This window comes from Chryseobacterium vrystaatense, assembly GCF_000737765.1.
GTDB lineage: Bacteria > Bacteroidota > Bacteroidia > Flavobacteriales > Weeksellaceae > Chryseobacterium > Chryseobacterium vrystaatense.
On record NZ_JPRI01000011.1, the window covers coordinates 1 to 14,987 of the forward strand.

Annotated in this window: 15 protein-coding genes; 6 read left to right on the forward strand and 9 right to left on the reverse strand. The window is 35.5% G+C overall.

The window, feature by feature from the left end; all coding sequences use genetic code 11:
* The 6 genes from IW16_RS22015 to IW16_RS22045 form a co-directional block, all read left to right on the forward strand.
* Positions 1-1,863, forward strand: a 1,863-nt coding sequence (locus IW16_RS22015; RefSeq protein WP_316931942.1) for an HNH/ENDO VII family nuclease, incomplete at its 5' end; no start/stop codon positions are given.
* A 1-nt stretch (position 1,864) separates the two neighbouring features.
* The gene (locus tag IW16_RS22020; RefSeq protein WP_165572021.1) at positions 1,865-2,368 is read left to right on the forward strand and encodes an SMI1/KNR4 family protein; all 504 of its coding nucleotides are present in this window, start codon (positions 1,865-1,867) and stop codon (positions 2,366-2,368) included.
* An 85-nt stretch (positions 2,369-2,453) separates the two neighbouring features.
* Positions 2,454-2,801 carry a DUF2750 domain-containing protein gene (locus IW16_RS22025; protein ID WP_165572022.1) on the forward strand — a complete coding sequence of 116 codons (348 nt, stop codon included), beginning with the start codon at positions 2,454-2,456 and terminating at the stop codon, positions 2,799-2,801.
* Positions 2,802-2,832: 31 nt separating this feature from the next.
* On the forward strand, positions 2,833-3,219 hold the full coding sequence (locus IW16_RS22030) for an immunity protein Imm33 domain-containing protein (protein ID WP_228376979.1): 387 nt from the start codon (positions 2,833-2,835) through the stop codon (positions 3,217-3,219).
* 141 nt (positions 3,220-3,360) lie between these two features.
* Complete coding sequence (locus IW16_RS25895; RefSeq protein WP_262485522.1) at positions 3,361-4,203, forward strand: RHS repeat domain-containing protein; 843 nt, start codon at positions 3,361-3,363, stop codon at positions 4,201-4,203.
* 1 nt (position 4,204) lies between these two features.
* Positions 4,205-5,050 (forward strand): hypothetical protein, encoded by an 846-nt coding sequence (locus tag IW16_RS22045; protein WP_034749813.1) that lies wholly within the window; start codon positions 4,205-4,207, stop codon positions 5,048-5,050.
* Positions 5,051-5,620: 570 nt separating this feature from the next.
* Here IW16_RS22045 and IW16_RS22050 read toward each other — a convergent pair.
* From IW16_RS22050 to IW16_RS22090, 9 genes are all read right to left on the reverse strand, one after another.
* On the reverse strand, positions 5,621-6,400 hold the full coding sequence (locus IW16_RS22050) for a hypothetical protein (protein ID WP_034749815.1): 780 nt from the start codon (positions 6,398-6,400) through the stop codon (positions 5,621-5,623).
* A gap of 249 nt (positions 6,401-6,649) precedes the next feature.
* On the reverse strand, positions 6,650-7,033 hold the full coding sequence (locus tag IW16_RS22055; protein WP_034749817.1) for a hypothetical protein: 384 nt from the start codon (positions 7,031-7,033) through the stop codon (positions 6,650-6,652).
* Between the two features lie 93 nt (positions 7,034-7,126).
* A complete protein-coding gene (locus IW16_RS22060) occupies positions 7,127-7,597 on the reverse strand; it encodes a hypothetical protein (RefSeq protein ID WP_034749820.1) in 471 nt (156 codons plus the stop codon).
* Positions 7,598-8,011: 414 nt separating this feature from the next.
* A complete protein-coding gene (locus tag IW16_RS25900; RefSeq protein ID WP_051890588.1) occupies positions 8,012-9,049 on the reverse strand; it encodes an alpha/beta fold hydrolase in 1,038 nt (345 codons plus the stop codon).
* A 159-nt stretch (positions 9,050-9,208) separates the two neighbouring features.
* Positions 9,209-9,778, reverse strand: a complete 570-nt coding sequence (locus IW16_RS25905; RefSeq protein WP_131327956.1) for a 3'-5' exonuclease — start codon at positions 9,776-9,778, stop codon at positions 9,209-9,211.
* Positions 9,779-10,146: 368 nt separating this feature from the next.
* Positions 10,147-11,667, reverse strand: a complete 1,521-nt coding sequence (locus IW16_RS22075; protein WP_034749823.1) for a T9SS type A sorting domain-containing protein — start codon at positions 11,665-11,667, stop codon at positions 10,147-10,149.
* A gap of 212 nt (positions 11,668-11,879) precedes the next feature.
* The gene (locus tag IW16_RS22080; protein WP_034749827.1) at positions 11,880-12,434 is read right to left on the reverse strand and encodes a hypothetical protein; all 555 of its coding nucleotides are present in this window, start codon (positions 12,432-12,434) and stop codon (positions 11,880-11,882) included.
* The gene (locus IW16_RS22085) at positions 12,431-13,684 is read right to left on the reverse strand and encodes a condensation domain-containing protein (protein WP_034749829.1); all 1,254 of its coding nucleotides are present in this window, start codon (positions 13,682-13,684) and stop codon (positions 12,431-12,433) included. The genes IW16_RS22080 and IW16_RS22085 overlap by 4 nt, the downstream gene beginning before the upstream one ends.
* Positions 13,681-14,952 carry a condensation domain-containing protein gene (locus IW16_RS22090; protein WP_034749831.1) on the reverse strand — a complete coding sequence of 424 codons (1,272 nt, stop codon included), beginning with the start codon at positions 14,950-14,952 and terminating at the stop codon, positions 13,681-13,683. The genes IW16_RS22085 and IW16_RS22090 overlap by 4 nt, the downstream gene beginning before the upstream one ends.
* Between the last annotated feature and the right edge of the window lie 35 nt (positions 14,953-14,987).

The following is a 14,987-nucleotide window of genomic DNA, read 5'->3' on the forward strand; positions in this document are numbered from 1 at the left end:
AGACTGGCTTCTGATCCTGAAAAAGTAATTACCGAAAACTTTACCTACGACCACCAGAACAGGCTTCTGAAACATTACCATAAGGTAGACCAGCTTCCTCAGGAACTCCTTGCTGACAATACCTATAATGAGATCGGACAGCTGGTGAATAAGAAGACGGGAAATACTTCAGGAACTCCCCTGCAGTCTGTAGACTATCAGTACAATATCAGAGGATGGCTCACGAAAGTGAATAATCCTGCGGATCTGGGCGATAAGCTTTTTGGCTATGCGCTGAAATATGAAAACCCTGACCATGCTGTGGATGCGCCCGCCAAATACAACGGCAATATTTCTGAATTTGACTGGAGAACTTCCACCGGAAATTTCCTCAGAAGATACGCGTATAAGTATGACGCATTGAACAGACTGAAAGAGGCTTCTTACCGCGAACCCACTGCAACCCTACCGGTAAATGACGGATACAGCGAGTTGCTGACCTACGATCTGAATGGCAATATCCAGACACTGAAAAGGTTTCAGGCGCTGAACAATATCCCGATCCTGATTGATGATCTGAAATATAAACTGTATGAGGGCAACAGGCTGAAGCTGGTCATCGATAACAGCGGTAACAGTTCCGGTTATTCAGGATGGGGAAATATGATGAGCTATGACCTGAACGGGAATATGACCAATCATATCGATAAGGGGATTAAGAAGATCGGGTATAATTATCTGAATCTTCCGCAAACGGTGCTGTTTGGCGGTAAAGATAAATTGCAGTTCCTGTACCGCGCAGATGGAACCAAGCTGAAAAAATCATTTACCTACTTTGTTCCGCAAACGGGAATGACCCTGACTCAACACACGGACTATCTGGATGGGTTTCAGTATGAACAGGAGCACACAGGAATGCCTCCCCTGCTTCAGTTTTTCCCAACAGCAGAAGGATATTACGATTTTCAGAAAAAAAGGTATATTTATCATTACCAGGATCATGTAGGTAACATCAGGCTGGCGTATTACCGCGGAAGTAATAATGAGGCTATCGTAGATCGGGAAACGAATTACTACCCTTTTGGGATGGAGTATATTGGCTTTAACGGAAGCCAGCTCCAGAGTTACAAGTACGGTTTCCAGGGACAGGAAAGGCAGGCTGAAACGGGATGGAGTTCTTTTAAATGGCGAAACAGCATCCCGGAGCTGGGAAGGTTTTTCAATATAGATCCTTTAGCAGAAAGTTATAATACATGGTCTCCATATGCCTTTAGTGGAAATAGAGTTGTTGATGCAAGAGAACTGGAAGGTTTAGAGCCTGTACTACTACCTGCATATGGAGTTGGAGCTATGACACCTCCTCCTATGTATTCTGGAAAAGCGGGAGCAGGATCTTCTATTTATGAAACAGCGAAAAGCAATGCCATTAATAATTATAATGGTATAATAAACCTTTTGGGGAATAATATTAAAATTCTCACAACTCTTTCTGGCACGGGAATTACAATTGCAAACCGGGTTCTTAAAAGCGAAGCAGAGGGTAAGGTGGAAAGTGAGGCTGTAGAAAATAAGGATGCTAATGGAGTAGAGATAACCATTTCTGATGAAAATAAAATTCCTAGAGACTCATTAGATCCACCAACAAAACCTGGGAATGCCCCAACCTTCAAAAAAGATGGTAAGCCAGTTGAAATTCATCATGAAGGCCAAAAAGCCGAAGGTCCTTTTAAAGAAATGCATCCAGTAGACCATAGAGGAAAAGGAAATTACAGTAAAAATCATCCTAAAGGCCAAAAACCTCTTACAAAAAAAGAGCGTGTGGAATTTAATAATGCCCGACAAAAATATTGGAAAAAAGAATATCCTAACGGAAAAAAAGAATAATATGGAAATAATAGAAAAATGTAACCAAACACTTGAAGAACTATATAAATTTTCTCCTGAAATTTTATACTTAGGGGAAAATATTATAGATTCTCGTTTAGAAAGTTTAGAGGAAGAAATAGGATATAAACTTCCAGAGGACTTTAAATACATTATGAAAAAACATAATGGAATTACACTTGCAGGTACACAAATTTATGGTTTATCAGCTGAGTTAAAAGAGGGTTCTCTGGATAAAATCTATGTATTCGAACATTCTGAGGTAGAAAATCCAATGCCTAAAAACTTTCTTCCTTTTTCTCCTGATGGGCGCGGAAATCATTATTGTTTGGATTTATCAAAACTAGAGGCCAATGTATGTCCTGTTATGTTTTGGCAGTGGGATTTTGAATATGATAATTTAGAAGATGTAGAAGTCTCCAATGATAATTTTGCTGAATGGGTAAATGAAGTTATGATAGAATGGACTCTACAAATGTATAATTTCGATGGTACAGAGAAATAGGGATATTCCACATGTGTCAAAACTTTCTAAATCTATTTAATAATAAATGGAAGGAACGAACTGGAAGATTGAGAACATTTTAAAAATGTCAGAAAACGAAAGATATGATTATTTCGTTAGAAAAGTTGCCGATTTTGAACAAATTTGGGGCCTGAGTGATAATGGTTGGGCTTTGCTTGGTGATGATATTGGGAACCAAATTCTCCCATTGTGGCCGGAAAAAGAATTTGCTGAACTCTGTGCTGTTGACCAATGGAAAGAGCATAAAGCAGAACCCATAGAATTAGATAATTTTATAGAAAAATGGGTTCCAGGTATGACAAATGACAAAACATTGATCAATGTTTTTCTTACACCCAACGCAAAAGGAACTATAATTTCTCCTGCTGATTTATATGCAGATTTAAAAGACGAATTAGAACAAAATGAATAATTCGAAACTAAATGGATTCTAAAGATGGTAAATGACCGAAAAAGAAATGGACGACAATAATTATATCAAACAGAAAGAGGAAATTTGTGAAAAATATTCGCAAAAAAAAAAAAAAGATTTAGTAGAGCTAAATTCACTAATCGCTTTGGGTAAAAATTTTAATTCAAAAATCCAAATAAATGGATTAAGACATCCAAAAACTGAAAGTCTATGTGGTTGGTATATATGGTCTGGTGACGATTTTGATCAGGAAAATTTTGATTTTTTTGAACCTTCACATGTTTATCATTTACTACACAATGCGTCATTTGTTATCAAATACTTGGGTCTTCCTATAGGAAATAGATTTTTGATTGATAATAATGGGTATGAAGACATATGGTTTGATCAAGATTTGCTGCTATCAGATAAACATTAGAATCATTCAACCAATATTTCAACAGGTTACTAATAAAACTAGAGTATTGATAATCAATACTCTAATTTTTAAATAAACTATGAAGATCATGTAGGCAACATCAGGCTGGCGTATTACCGCGGAAGCAATAATGAGGCTATTATAGATCGGGAAACGAATTACTACCCTTTTGGGATGGAGTATATTGGCTTTAATGGAAGCCAGCTCCAGAGTTACAAATACGGTTTCCAGGGACAGGAAAGGCAGGCTGAAACGGGATGGAGTTCTTTTAAATGGCGAAACAGCATCCCGGAGCTGGGAAGGTTTTTCAATATAGATCCTTTAGCAGAAAGTTATAATACATGGTCTCCATATGCCTTTAGTGGAAATAGAGTTGTTGATGCAAGAGAACTGGAAGGTTTAGAGCCTGTACTACTACCTGCATATGGAGTTGGAGCTATGACACCTCCTCCTATGTATTCTGGAAAAGCGGGAGCAGGATCTTCTATTTATGAAACAGCGAAAAGCAATGCCATTAATAATTACAATGGTATTCTTAGGATTCTAGGGAATAATGCTAAAATTATTACTGCTCTTGGAGGTACAGGAATAGGTTTAGCAAACCGTATTCTGAATAGTGAGGGGGAAAGTAAAGCAGAGGGAGGCAAAGCTAAAAGTGGAGAAACTGAAAAACAGACAGGTTCTTATACCAATCATCATAAAAGTGGTAAAAAATATCATGGTAAAGGAGATAAAGAAAGAGCGGCCAAATCTGGAAAAGACAAAGCAAAAGAACATGACGATCCTTTAGAAAGTACCGATTGGACACCTGCTGAAAATGATAGAGAAGCATTTAAACAGGAATCTGAAAGATTAGATCAGGATGAAGATAAAGAAAAAAGAAAACGAGGTCATGAAAATGAAAACAATTACAATAAACGTGATTCGCCCGGCAAAAAATATAGGCAACAAGATGAGCAAAAAAAACTAAATAACAATAATTAATATGATAATAGACGGATTTAATTTTTCAAAGGATGGAAAAACTATAGCAATAAGAGGAGGAAATAAATTGAAAGATGAAATAGAATATATAAAAGCAAATAAAATAACATCTGTTTCTATAAACTCAGAATCAAACCTTCAAGGTCTAATGTTTTTTAGTGAATTAACATTTATTGACGAAATATATTTGAGTAAGTTTGATTTGGATTATTCTGGATTATATGAACTCGTAAATCTGAAACAAGTAACAGTAATTATTTTTACTCCAAAGCCAAAGCCTATAATTGATTATTCCCGGTTTAAGAAATTAGAATACCTTTCATTAGATTGGTATAATGAAGTATTAGATTTAACTTCTAATTTGAAATTGAAAACTCTATATATTTGGAAATTTAAACCAAAAAGCAAATCTTTTTCCTTTATAAGTTTGCCCAATTCTCTGAAAAAAATACATATTACAGAATCTAATATTCAAAATTTTGATGGGTTGAAACTCCCAAACTTAAAAAGCTTTGAAGGGCATTATTGTAGTAAATTGACTTCTTTAGATGGGCTTAAAAAAAGTTCTGATAATTTGCAAACTTTCATTCTGGGTTCATGTGGTAATCTTACCAATTATGATGATCTAAAGTATTGCAAAAATTTGGAAAAAGTTATTTTGACTAGATGTGGTGATATGGATTCTTTATCATGGCTAAAGCCACTAAAAAAAGTTAAGCACTTTACTTTCTTATATACAAAGGTACTTGATGGAGATGTTAGTATATGTTCAGAAATAAAATATGTTGCTTTTACAAATAGTAGACATTATAACCACAAGATGGAAGAATTTAACAACAAATATTAAGAAGCAAATAATAGTGTTAATGATAAATTAGGGTATTGGTTTTTCAATGCCCTAAATTATAAAATCAAATGCCAATTGCTATCTTCTTAGGCTAGGGAATGAATGCTGGAACGGTACTTACAGCCAATTGTCAAGTTACAAATACGGTTTTCAGGGACAGTGAAGACTTTCCCTTTTGGTAAACTTCCCTGTTCAAAACAGGGAAGTTTACCCCGTCATCATGAACCTTATATAAATGATTCATAGCAAGTCGGAATATGCTGCATTCCGTTTTGTCGGTTAGACCATATTTTCGCTGAATAAGTTTGCCGAGTTCATGGGTGAAAGGGTACTGTTTATGGTAGAAAATTTCTCTGTCATCAGTTCTTAGTTGGTTATATAATATATGCGTTTCGTTAACATTTTTGGGCTTTACACCTATTCCATCGTTTTTTGAGATTCAGTTGTATTTATTATTAATGGTTTTGGGCTTTGCGATAGTAGGGAAATCGAACACTTTCGTTCACTTTTTAACTGAAAAAGTGTTGAATTTTACACTTTATCTTCACCATTCTTTGACTGCAAAGACTGTCATTCATAATTTATCACATTTTCCAATCCAAGTTCTTTTATGTCTATTTCAACTGACAAAGGCGATGGTATCAATTTCAAAATTCCCTCATTCATATTCGTCCCGGAAATTACGCCTAAATCATTTTCAATGGCAATTTCAATGAATTTATAGAAATCAGAAAAATATTTATCTGCGTCTTTCCCTGCAGAATTTAGATTTTCTTTATCAAGCCATAAAAGTTGTAAATCTTCATTTGTTACCCAATTTATAAATCCATTACAATTGGAGTGAGAAGAATACAATATACTACCCAATTCATTATTGGTAAGGTCAGAAATAATTTCTTCGGCAACAGATCCCGGTTTCGCACTCACACATCCTGTAAATATACTTCGTCCCAAAATCAAATGAGGATTAAAAGATGCGCATTCAGAGAAAATGATTAAAGTCAAAATGAGGTTAATATCTTCGATGATCTGTCCATTTTTTCTATAAAAGTCATCTTCATCTTTATACTTTTTTTTAATGAAATGATTGTACTCTTCGTTTACACTTTTGTTTCTTGTTTGAATACTGAGTAAAGTTTCGTGTATCTTAAATTCATCATCTAAAAATTGGCTAAATTTAATAATATCAGTAATTCGCCCTTCATTTTGATCATTATCACAGACTATATATTTACCAAATTCTGAATTAAAATAATTTCTCAGCAAATGCCCTTCGCTTTGAAGGTCAGGAACAATTGTCGAATAGAACTTTTTGTCGTCAAAATGATGTAAGGTATTCCAGGAACCCATTGATGAAGTTTATTAAGTTTGTTTTTGCCATTGCTGCCAACGTTTTATAGTGATGCTAAGGGCAGTACTTTTATGATAACAATTGATTTGAAAAATTAAATTTCCATTTCTTTCGAACACGAACTCCCTCATTTCGAAACGTCGATACACGTGCCTCTTTATGAATTTTGCTACAGTAATGTTTCGTGAGATTCAGTTGTATTTATTACTAATGGCTTGAGACTTTAATTTATGAGGACCATCGAAGCACTAATCTTTAATTCTTTTGAAAATAATTTTTTTGTTATTTTTTATAAGAATTAATGTATCTCCCTTTACTTTTTTTATAATTTTGAAAGGCAGATGTACTTCCCTCCAGTATACAGGAAAATGATCATTTTGTAAACTCCCTGGAATAAGAAACTTCCTTTCTTCTAAATCTTTAGTATAGTAAACAAAATCGTATTGATCTTCAATGTAATCTTCTTTGTTTATCGTAAAACGATGTCCAATATTAAAACTTCCATTTCCGGCAATTGATGTATTAAATTCATAATCATCAAAATGTTTGACGGTTTCTGTTGTTTTATCGCAGTCCCATAGTATTAGACAACCTATTATTAATGTAAACTTTAAATAATAATGCTTCATCATGTATTGATTTTTTTAAATATTCTGCAACATTATTTTCTTATCTGCAGGTATGATTTTTCAATGATTAACTTGCAGCTCTCCATCTTATTTAATCTATTCCGTTTCCATTTCAGCAATGTATTTTTCTTTAAAATCAGAATAACTATGATAATAATCCATATTTGATAAATCTATTCCAAGCAATTCTTTAGGATTCGTTTTTTTATTAGGAATTAAAATAAATTGATCATCACTTTCGTCGATTTTCAAACTTTCAATTGATTCAATTATTACCTCGCCATCAATAACTGCAAAATAAACTTCATCTATTGGCATACCCCACTCACTTTCATGTAATCCAAGAAAAGTTGATAATTTAAGTTCATTAACTAGCTGTACAAAATCAAATTCAATGTAGTCTTGGAGATTAGTTAAGTAAGATCTTAAAACGTTTAAAACAAAATAACTAAACTCATTATTTTTTAACGCAATGATTAATAAACCGTTTTTTATTAAGTGAGGAATTTCTTTCGGAACTTTCGTGTCAACACTTTTAGTTACAATAAGTGATATATTTTGACCCATATGAATAATTTAATTGATATTTCTGTTACACTAAGCCATCATTATATAATTTTATAGTAGCTTTTCAAGATTGGTTGCATTAGCATATTGCCAAACGGTTGCTTTGCAATGTATTTAATATTTCATCCATTTTTTTAAATCTGTTTTTCTTTCTTTTACACGAATTCCAATCCTTTTAATAACGATACTTCATGATCTATAGACCTTTTAAAATATTCTGAAAAACTGTTTTCTTATCTAATGCACAGCTGCAGGTTGATGTTGTTTTTCTCAAATCACCACCATCATTTTCCCGATTAGAGATTTCAAGGGAACCGAAAGATCAGTCTTTAGTTTTGCACAAAAGTTCTGCTGAAAACTGAACTTAATTTAGCACTAAACTGCCTGTTTTAACCAAGTGATATTGTATACTGTTTATTTATAATTTTCCCTTTCAATCTTTTCAGATAGTAAAAGAATCTCCTTACTGATGATATCAGCATTTTCTTTTTTCGTAATGATCGTACCGTGACTTGCATCCATTACAATTTGTTTTCCATTAGAAGAGAGTTCTTTAAGCTCTTTTTGCATATTAAACCACAATTGAACTTCTTTTTCAGGGTCAATTCCCTCTTTTCTGTATCTCTTTTTTTGGGATTCTTTATACTGTTCTGTAGCAGTAAATACCAGGACAGGTAATGAATCTAAATCCTTTGCTTTACCAGCTCGCTTCAGCACTTCATTATTTAATTCATTCTCTCTTAAAAACATACGATAAACGTCTCCAGAATTCGAAGTTAATGAACGTGAACGGCTATGTACTTCTATGGGTAAACCATCACCTTGATAAACCGCCTTACCCAATGTATTATTATAAATACCCAAAATACCTAAATCTGCAAGTATAGATCCTATTTTTAAAATTTTTGTTTGCTCTTTAGGAACCAATTCTTTTTGAGCCAATCGCTTCCATTGTTCAGGATGACTCGAGTCTATGAAGACCATTCCTTCCACTTCGTTTGGATAAAGATCCCTGAATATTCTATTATAAGGTCCGCCCATAGAGTGACCTACCAGTAGGTAAGGTGGTTTTTCGCCAATCTTTTCTAATAATTCATGAAGTTGATGTGCATAAAATTCAGGGGATATATGATCTTTATTACTGGATTCGCTAAACCATTTTCCATCTCTATCGTAGCGTATGACTCTCGTATTATTTTTCAAACCTTCTGCCAGCCAATGTAACATATCTGTATTACTGTGCGCTCCAGCTTCAATAATAATGGTAGGTAAAGATTTCTTCTCACCTTCTGCTCTAACATGAAGACTGGTGCCATTAACATCAACCAATTTACCCGGTGGAACTGGTTTTGGACTGAATATCCGGTAGCACAACCCCGAGAAAAATAATAGTATTAGAATTCCTGCTAAAAGTTTACCAACAAACTTAAAAATTTTTAAAGTTAATTTCATCGTAATTTTTCAAATGTCATCCAACGTTTTTGAGGCTTGCCAACGGCCGAAATTTCGGAGCCGAAACGTGCAACTAAAATACAAATATCTTACGAAGCACAAAACGTAAATTAAACGCTCTCTGCCCACTATTGCCCGGCCCATGATCGTAACAAACAATTATTTTTCGTTAAGAATTTGCTGTAATATGAGTGCTGTTGCTTTTGCATCATCTAATGCCCTGTGAAATTTAAAATCTTCTTTTACATTCATTTTTTCCAAAACTCTTTCTAATGAAATTCCAGATGTAGAGATATTTTTTTTAGCCAGCCAATAAACACCCAGTGCTCTGATGTCAAAACCTCCACCAACAAAATATGTATTATAATCCAATCCAAATTCCGTAAATTCTTTCCTCAAAAGCGGTAAGTCATAGTACAGTCCCCAACCTGCTAAAGTTGATTTGTTTTTTTCTCCGTACCAATCTAAAAATGGGAGAATAGCTTCATCAAAATACTTTTCATTTTCAACCATTTCATTGGTAATGTTTGTAATCTCCGTGATTTCAGGTAGAATTGGAAAATGTTTTGGCTTTATTAAAATGGAGAATTCGCTTTTTATTTCAAAAGTTTTCCGGTCTAATTTTACAGCTCCTATTTCTATTATATTGGTTTCATTGATTTCATTTTTACCGAAAGTTTTGCAGCTTCCTTCTAAATCATAAATTACTAAATCACTGGAAAATTTCATCTGATCGTTTTTAGTTGTTTTAAGTTTGCCTGCCAAAATTAGATTCTTATAACGCAATCTATTGGCGCATTCATTTCTTATTGATCAAACCAATGAAATACGATCGTTTTTTGAGATTTATTTTGGTGAAAAATTTGTTAAAGAAAACATGCTTATCAAATGTAATTTTAGTTTCAACAGCTTTAAAAACCAGATTATCAAATGCTCCTATTTTTAGGGAAGACTACATATAATTAATTTAATCTACTTTGAGATATAATATATTCATATAAAAACAGGCTTGACCAATACGGTCAAGCCTGCTTTTATTTTAAACTTATAAATACTTTAAACAGCATCAATTAGCCGTCTAAAATTACATCAATTCTTTATTTTTTTATAAACTGAACAGCTTTTGAACGCTCAAGTTTCAGCCAATAACTTCCCTTGCTTAGATCCTGAACCTGAATACCTTTTCCAGCTGTATAAAAACCTGCCTTAACTTTTTGCCCGGCAGCATTATAAATTATAAATTGATCATTCTTCATCCCCTTCATATAAAGAATATCTGTAACAGGATTTGGAAATAATTTCATTTCAGGAGCAAGAACGGCAGATTCAGTGCTTAAAAAATTCATATTGTAATCCACTTTCATATTAAAGAGTTCTCCATATTTCTGAACAGAAATAATAAACCCTTTATCACCATTGACAAAAACATCTGAAACAGAACTGATATTGGCAGGGGCTTTAAACAAACCACCCGTCCCAAAGGATGTATCACGAACTCCGTTCGTGTTATATTTTAATATCGTTGCAGCATATTCAACCGGTGAATCACTTTTGTAATAAGAAGAAAAAATATACACATGATGGTCTATTTCTATGATTTTATGTGGAACGTGCACACTCCACTGTCCAAATGAATATTCCACTGTTCCTGCATTCCCAAATGATGTATCTATAGCCCCCGAACGTAAATATCTGGAACCTTTTACATACTTAAATGCCGAACTCACATCCATATATTTCGCGATCAGAATTTTACCGTCTTCCTGTATATTGTAGTCATAGATCGTAAGATCTTTCGGGGCATAAACATAGCCGTTATCTCCAAAACTGGCATCGGGAGTTCCATTTAAAAAATGACAGGTCCAGACATCTGTCTGCGTATAGTTCCCGCTGTTATCATAATAAAACGAAGTGGCGAAATGGTATATTTTACCATTCTTAATTCTGGTTTGTTTCAGGGTCTGAAATTTATAATCCCGGTCTATCAACATTGAACTGAAACCATTATTTCCAAAGCTGGTATCGATAGTACCATTGGACAAAATTTTACAGAGCTTGGTATACGTTTTGGCAGGATTACCCTCTGTTGAACTGTAGACTATAAAAATTTGATTAGCCTCATCCTTCATTAAATTCCCATAGGCTAATGTAGTGGGTGTAAAAAGAAAATCAGCAAGCTTAAAACCATTAACTCCGAATGAAGTATCAATGCTTCCATTGCCTGTAATCTTAACAAGGTAAGCCTTCATATTGGCGGCACAGGAAAGAATGATAGAATGATCATCCAGCGTCACAGCGCTCACCACAGTAATTTCTCCTGGATTGTTTGGATAGGCAGGAATACTTAAAATTCCATTGTTTCCAAAAGTCGCGTCAGGTGTCCCATTAAAATTATATTTGCTAATAAAATAAGTTTTGGGGGAATAAGAGCCGGTATTGTAGTAGCCAATATTGACTGTTTTCTGATCAGTAGTATATAAGGTTTTCATGTTGTATTCACTGTTTTGAATGGGTAGAATATCAACAAATAGTCTTCCATTAGTGCCATAATTGGTGTCGACTACTTGACCGGAAACAGAAACAAAACTTAAAAAGAAAAAGAATAGAAGTTTTCTCATAATCAGGTTATTATTTTGGAGCAAAAATAGTTTTTTTTAAGTAAAGTTGAATAATCTGTTCATTAGGGTACAAAGAAAGGTCTCGATACTCAATAAAGGCAGCGAGATTTGTAATCAGTGATTTTGTATTAATAGAAATTTATCCTCAATTAGGAAAGAAGATGGGTGGCAGAATTTCAAACAAGGCAAGGTGATGAAAAAATTCTTTTATATTATGCTTCAACCTCTTCTACAGCCAATACCGCTCCCCTTCTCCACATCCACCTCCTCAACCTCCTTACCGGAAGATACACAAAAATAACAGAAAGAATTCCTGCCAATACTCCAACCAGCACTGCCATTGCCGTAGCATCCAGCTTATAATATTTTGAAAAACCATACTGGGCAAAAAGCAAGACCGACAATACCAGTAATCCGGTAGTGAGTCCGTGCAAAATACTCAGTTTGGTCATCAATTTCTTTTTATTGAGCTGTTCATCTACAGTAAACTCAATCGCGCCCTGTTCGGAAGCAATAATTACCCTGTTGATGATATCAATGGTAAGGACTACCGGTAGAAAGATCGCCATAGGAAGGGTCAGCCGGGCCAGATTTTGAGTTCCTGAAAAAAAGTGGGTATATCCCAATTCCTGAAAACTCGCATAAGCAATAATGAAATTGAAGAATACATTCGGAAGGACATAGTAAATCGTCCGCTTGATTAAAAAGCGTTTCAGTGTTGTTTTTTTGAGTTTTTTAGGAGCTGGCGGCTTCAGTTTAAATTTCATAGCGACGAGGTCAGGAGTTCAATGGCTTTATCTTTAATTTTAACGGCTTCTTCTTTAGGCAGAAAATGTTCGTTGGACATAAACGTAAAATCCATTTGCCGGTTATACGTTGTTGCGACCAAAGTATTCGAATTCAGCCATGGAAAGGCAACAGTCGGGCTGATAATAGTTTCCACTTTAAAATTTTTATAGTCGCTTGGGATATTGATTCTTCCCATATTGGAAAGCGTTACATCATGACCGCCTTTGCTTGATTTCAGCATAGAAACCATACGTTCAACGACCGGATGCATCTGCTCACCCATCCACAGAAGCTCTCTGGCTTCCATTTTTTTTATTTTTTCTACCAGATCTTTTTTGATCTGCCTGGCATTATCCAATATATCTGTGTTTCCTTTCTTTAATGAGAGTTCAACGGTTGGTGCGAAAGCAAATACATGATCCTGCCTGATCTCCGGAATAAAATGGCGAACGTCTACAGGGCTGATCACTTTCCCTTTGGCAAGATTCCCCTGAATATCCTGAAAAGCCTGCATAAATGAAGAACAAAGCAAAGCATGTACAGAAACACCGTGAACTTTGGACCTTTCAGTGATGTGCGCCGTTGCAGCCGGGTTTAGTTTCCAATGGACAACGTAATTTTTCCCAAGGTTCCTTGTCTTACTTTTACGCTGCATGAGAAAAAAGAGCCTGCCCATCATCAGATAAAAACGGGCCTTGCGTTTCTGCCTTTTCGTATTGAAATCTACAGGCAGAAAATCACTGACTGAATTGAAGACATAATAAGGATCCATCTCAAAAGAAGGATCATCCAAAAGACCCAGAAGTTCCTTCATCATGGTGACAAGAGAAGTTCCGTCGCAGATACAGTGAGGCAGTACCCAAAGAATTTCAGATACATCATTTCCTTTAATCCAAACCAATTGAGCCAGTGGCTTTTTTTCATCATTAAACAGTCGGAACCATTCAGTTTCGGATTCCTGCAGCCAGTCCTCGTCTGTTTTTCGCTCAACAATACGGAGCGGAATGGGACCTATTTCTTTTTCTTCTATAAAAAACGGATACTTTTCGCTGCTGTTATCAATCCTCGTTCTCAGCAAAGGATGTTTTTGCTGAATTTTTTCTAAAGCAGCCTTAAAGTTTTCCTCAGGGATATTCCCTTTGATTTTTGCTGTAAATACACAATTGACAGGGGTTTCCGGATCAACATACATGATCCGTTCCACCATCATTAAATTTCGCCTGATCATAATACTGCTATATGGTCTAATTGTAATTTCACCGTCTGAATCACCTCATCACGAATGGCTAAGGCTTCAGCATACGGTAAATATCCTTCGCTTCCTACAAAAGAGAAATCCATTTCTCCTCTGAATGTTGATGTCACCATCGTCGTGGTATTCCCCAAAGGTCCAATCACAGAAGGACTGAAAATGGTATCCAGTGTAAATTCTTTGTATTGATGAGGAATCTGAATGCGTCCCAGATTGGAAAACATACAGTCGTTGGAAGATTTGCCATGCTTCAACAGCTTCGTGAAGTTTTTCAGGGCATCATGGGCAGATTCCATCACCATCATCGTAATGTAGGGATTGAGTTTGGAGGTCTTCCGTTCAACAGATTCCTGCATCAGCCTTAAATTCTCCGAAAAGCTCATTTTATGGTTCGCAGAAACCACGATCATCAGACCGAAAGCAAAAATATGATCTTCTTTGATCTGTTTTGCAAAACGTCTGATATCCACCGGACAGGAAACCTTATTGAAAGCTGATTCCCCTCTTATTTTTTTAAAGGCCTGAAGAACCGCAGCACTCAAAAAGGTGTTCACAGTAACTTCCATAGATTTACAGTAGGAAATCAATTCCTGGCTCAGCGCTTTGTCGAATTTCCAGTGAATCAGATAGTCGTTTTTTCGTTCAACCGCTTTTTTGCCGACCGGAATACACTTGATGGCTGTTGCTGCCAGTCTGCCGATCAGTTTGGCTTTAAGCTTTTGTTTTCTGTTGGTTAAAATCTCAGAGGGAACCACATCCTGAATTCCAAGGATGGGATGTTCTACCCCGATTTCTGCAGAAGGATTATCGAGTATTTTTAAAAATTCATATAAAAAAGCCATCGCAGAACCGCCATCACACAAACAGTGGTGGAATGCAAAAAGCATATCTGAAACCTCTTCCCCTTTGATCCATACAAAACGGATCAGCGGCCGTTCCCCATACTGAAATAAAGTCTGCCATTCTCTCTCCGACTCTTTCTGCCAATGGTCTTCCCCATTTCTGGAAACGGTCCGTATCGGAATTGGCAGATTCCTTTCCGGAACTTCAAACCACGGAATATTTTGTTCATCATGATGGATGACTGCTCTCAGCCAGGGATGTTTGCCCTGAAGCTGGTTCAGGGCATATTGAATATCTTCTTCTTTAAAAGTACCACGCAGACGGAACGGAATCACCGCATTAAACGGTTCTGTCCCGTCTCCCAAAAGCATACGCTCACCAAATAACAGTTTTCTTTTCATACGCAGATATCTATCTTTTTTAAGGGTCATATGGA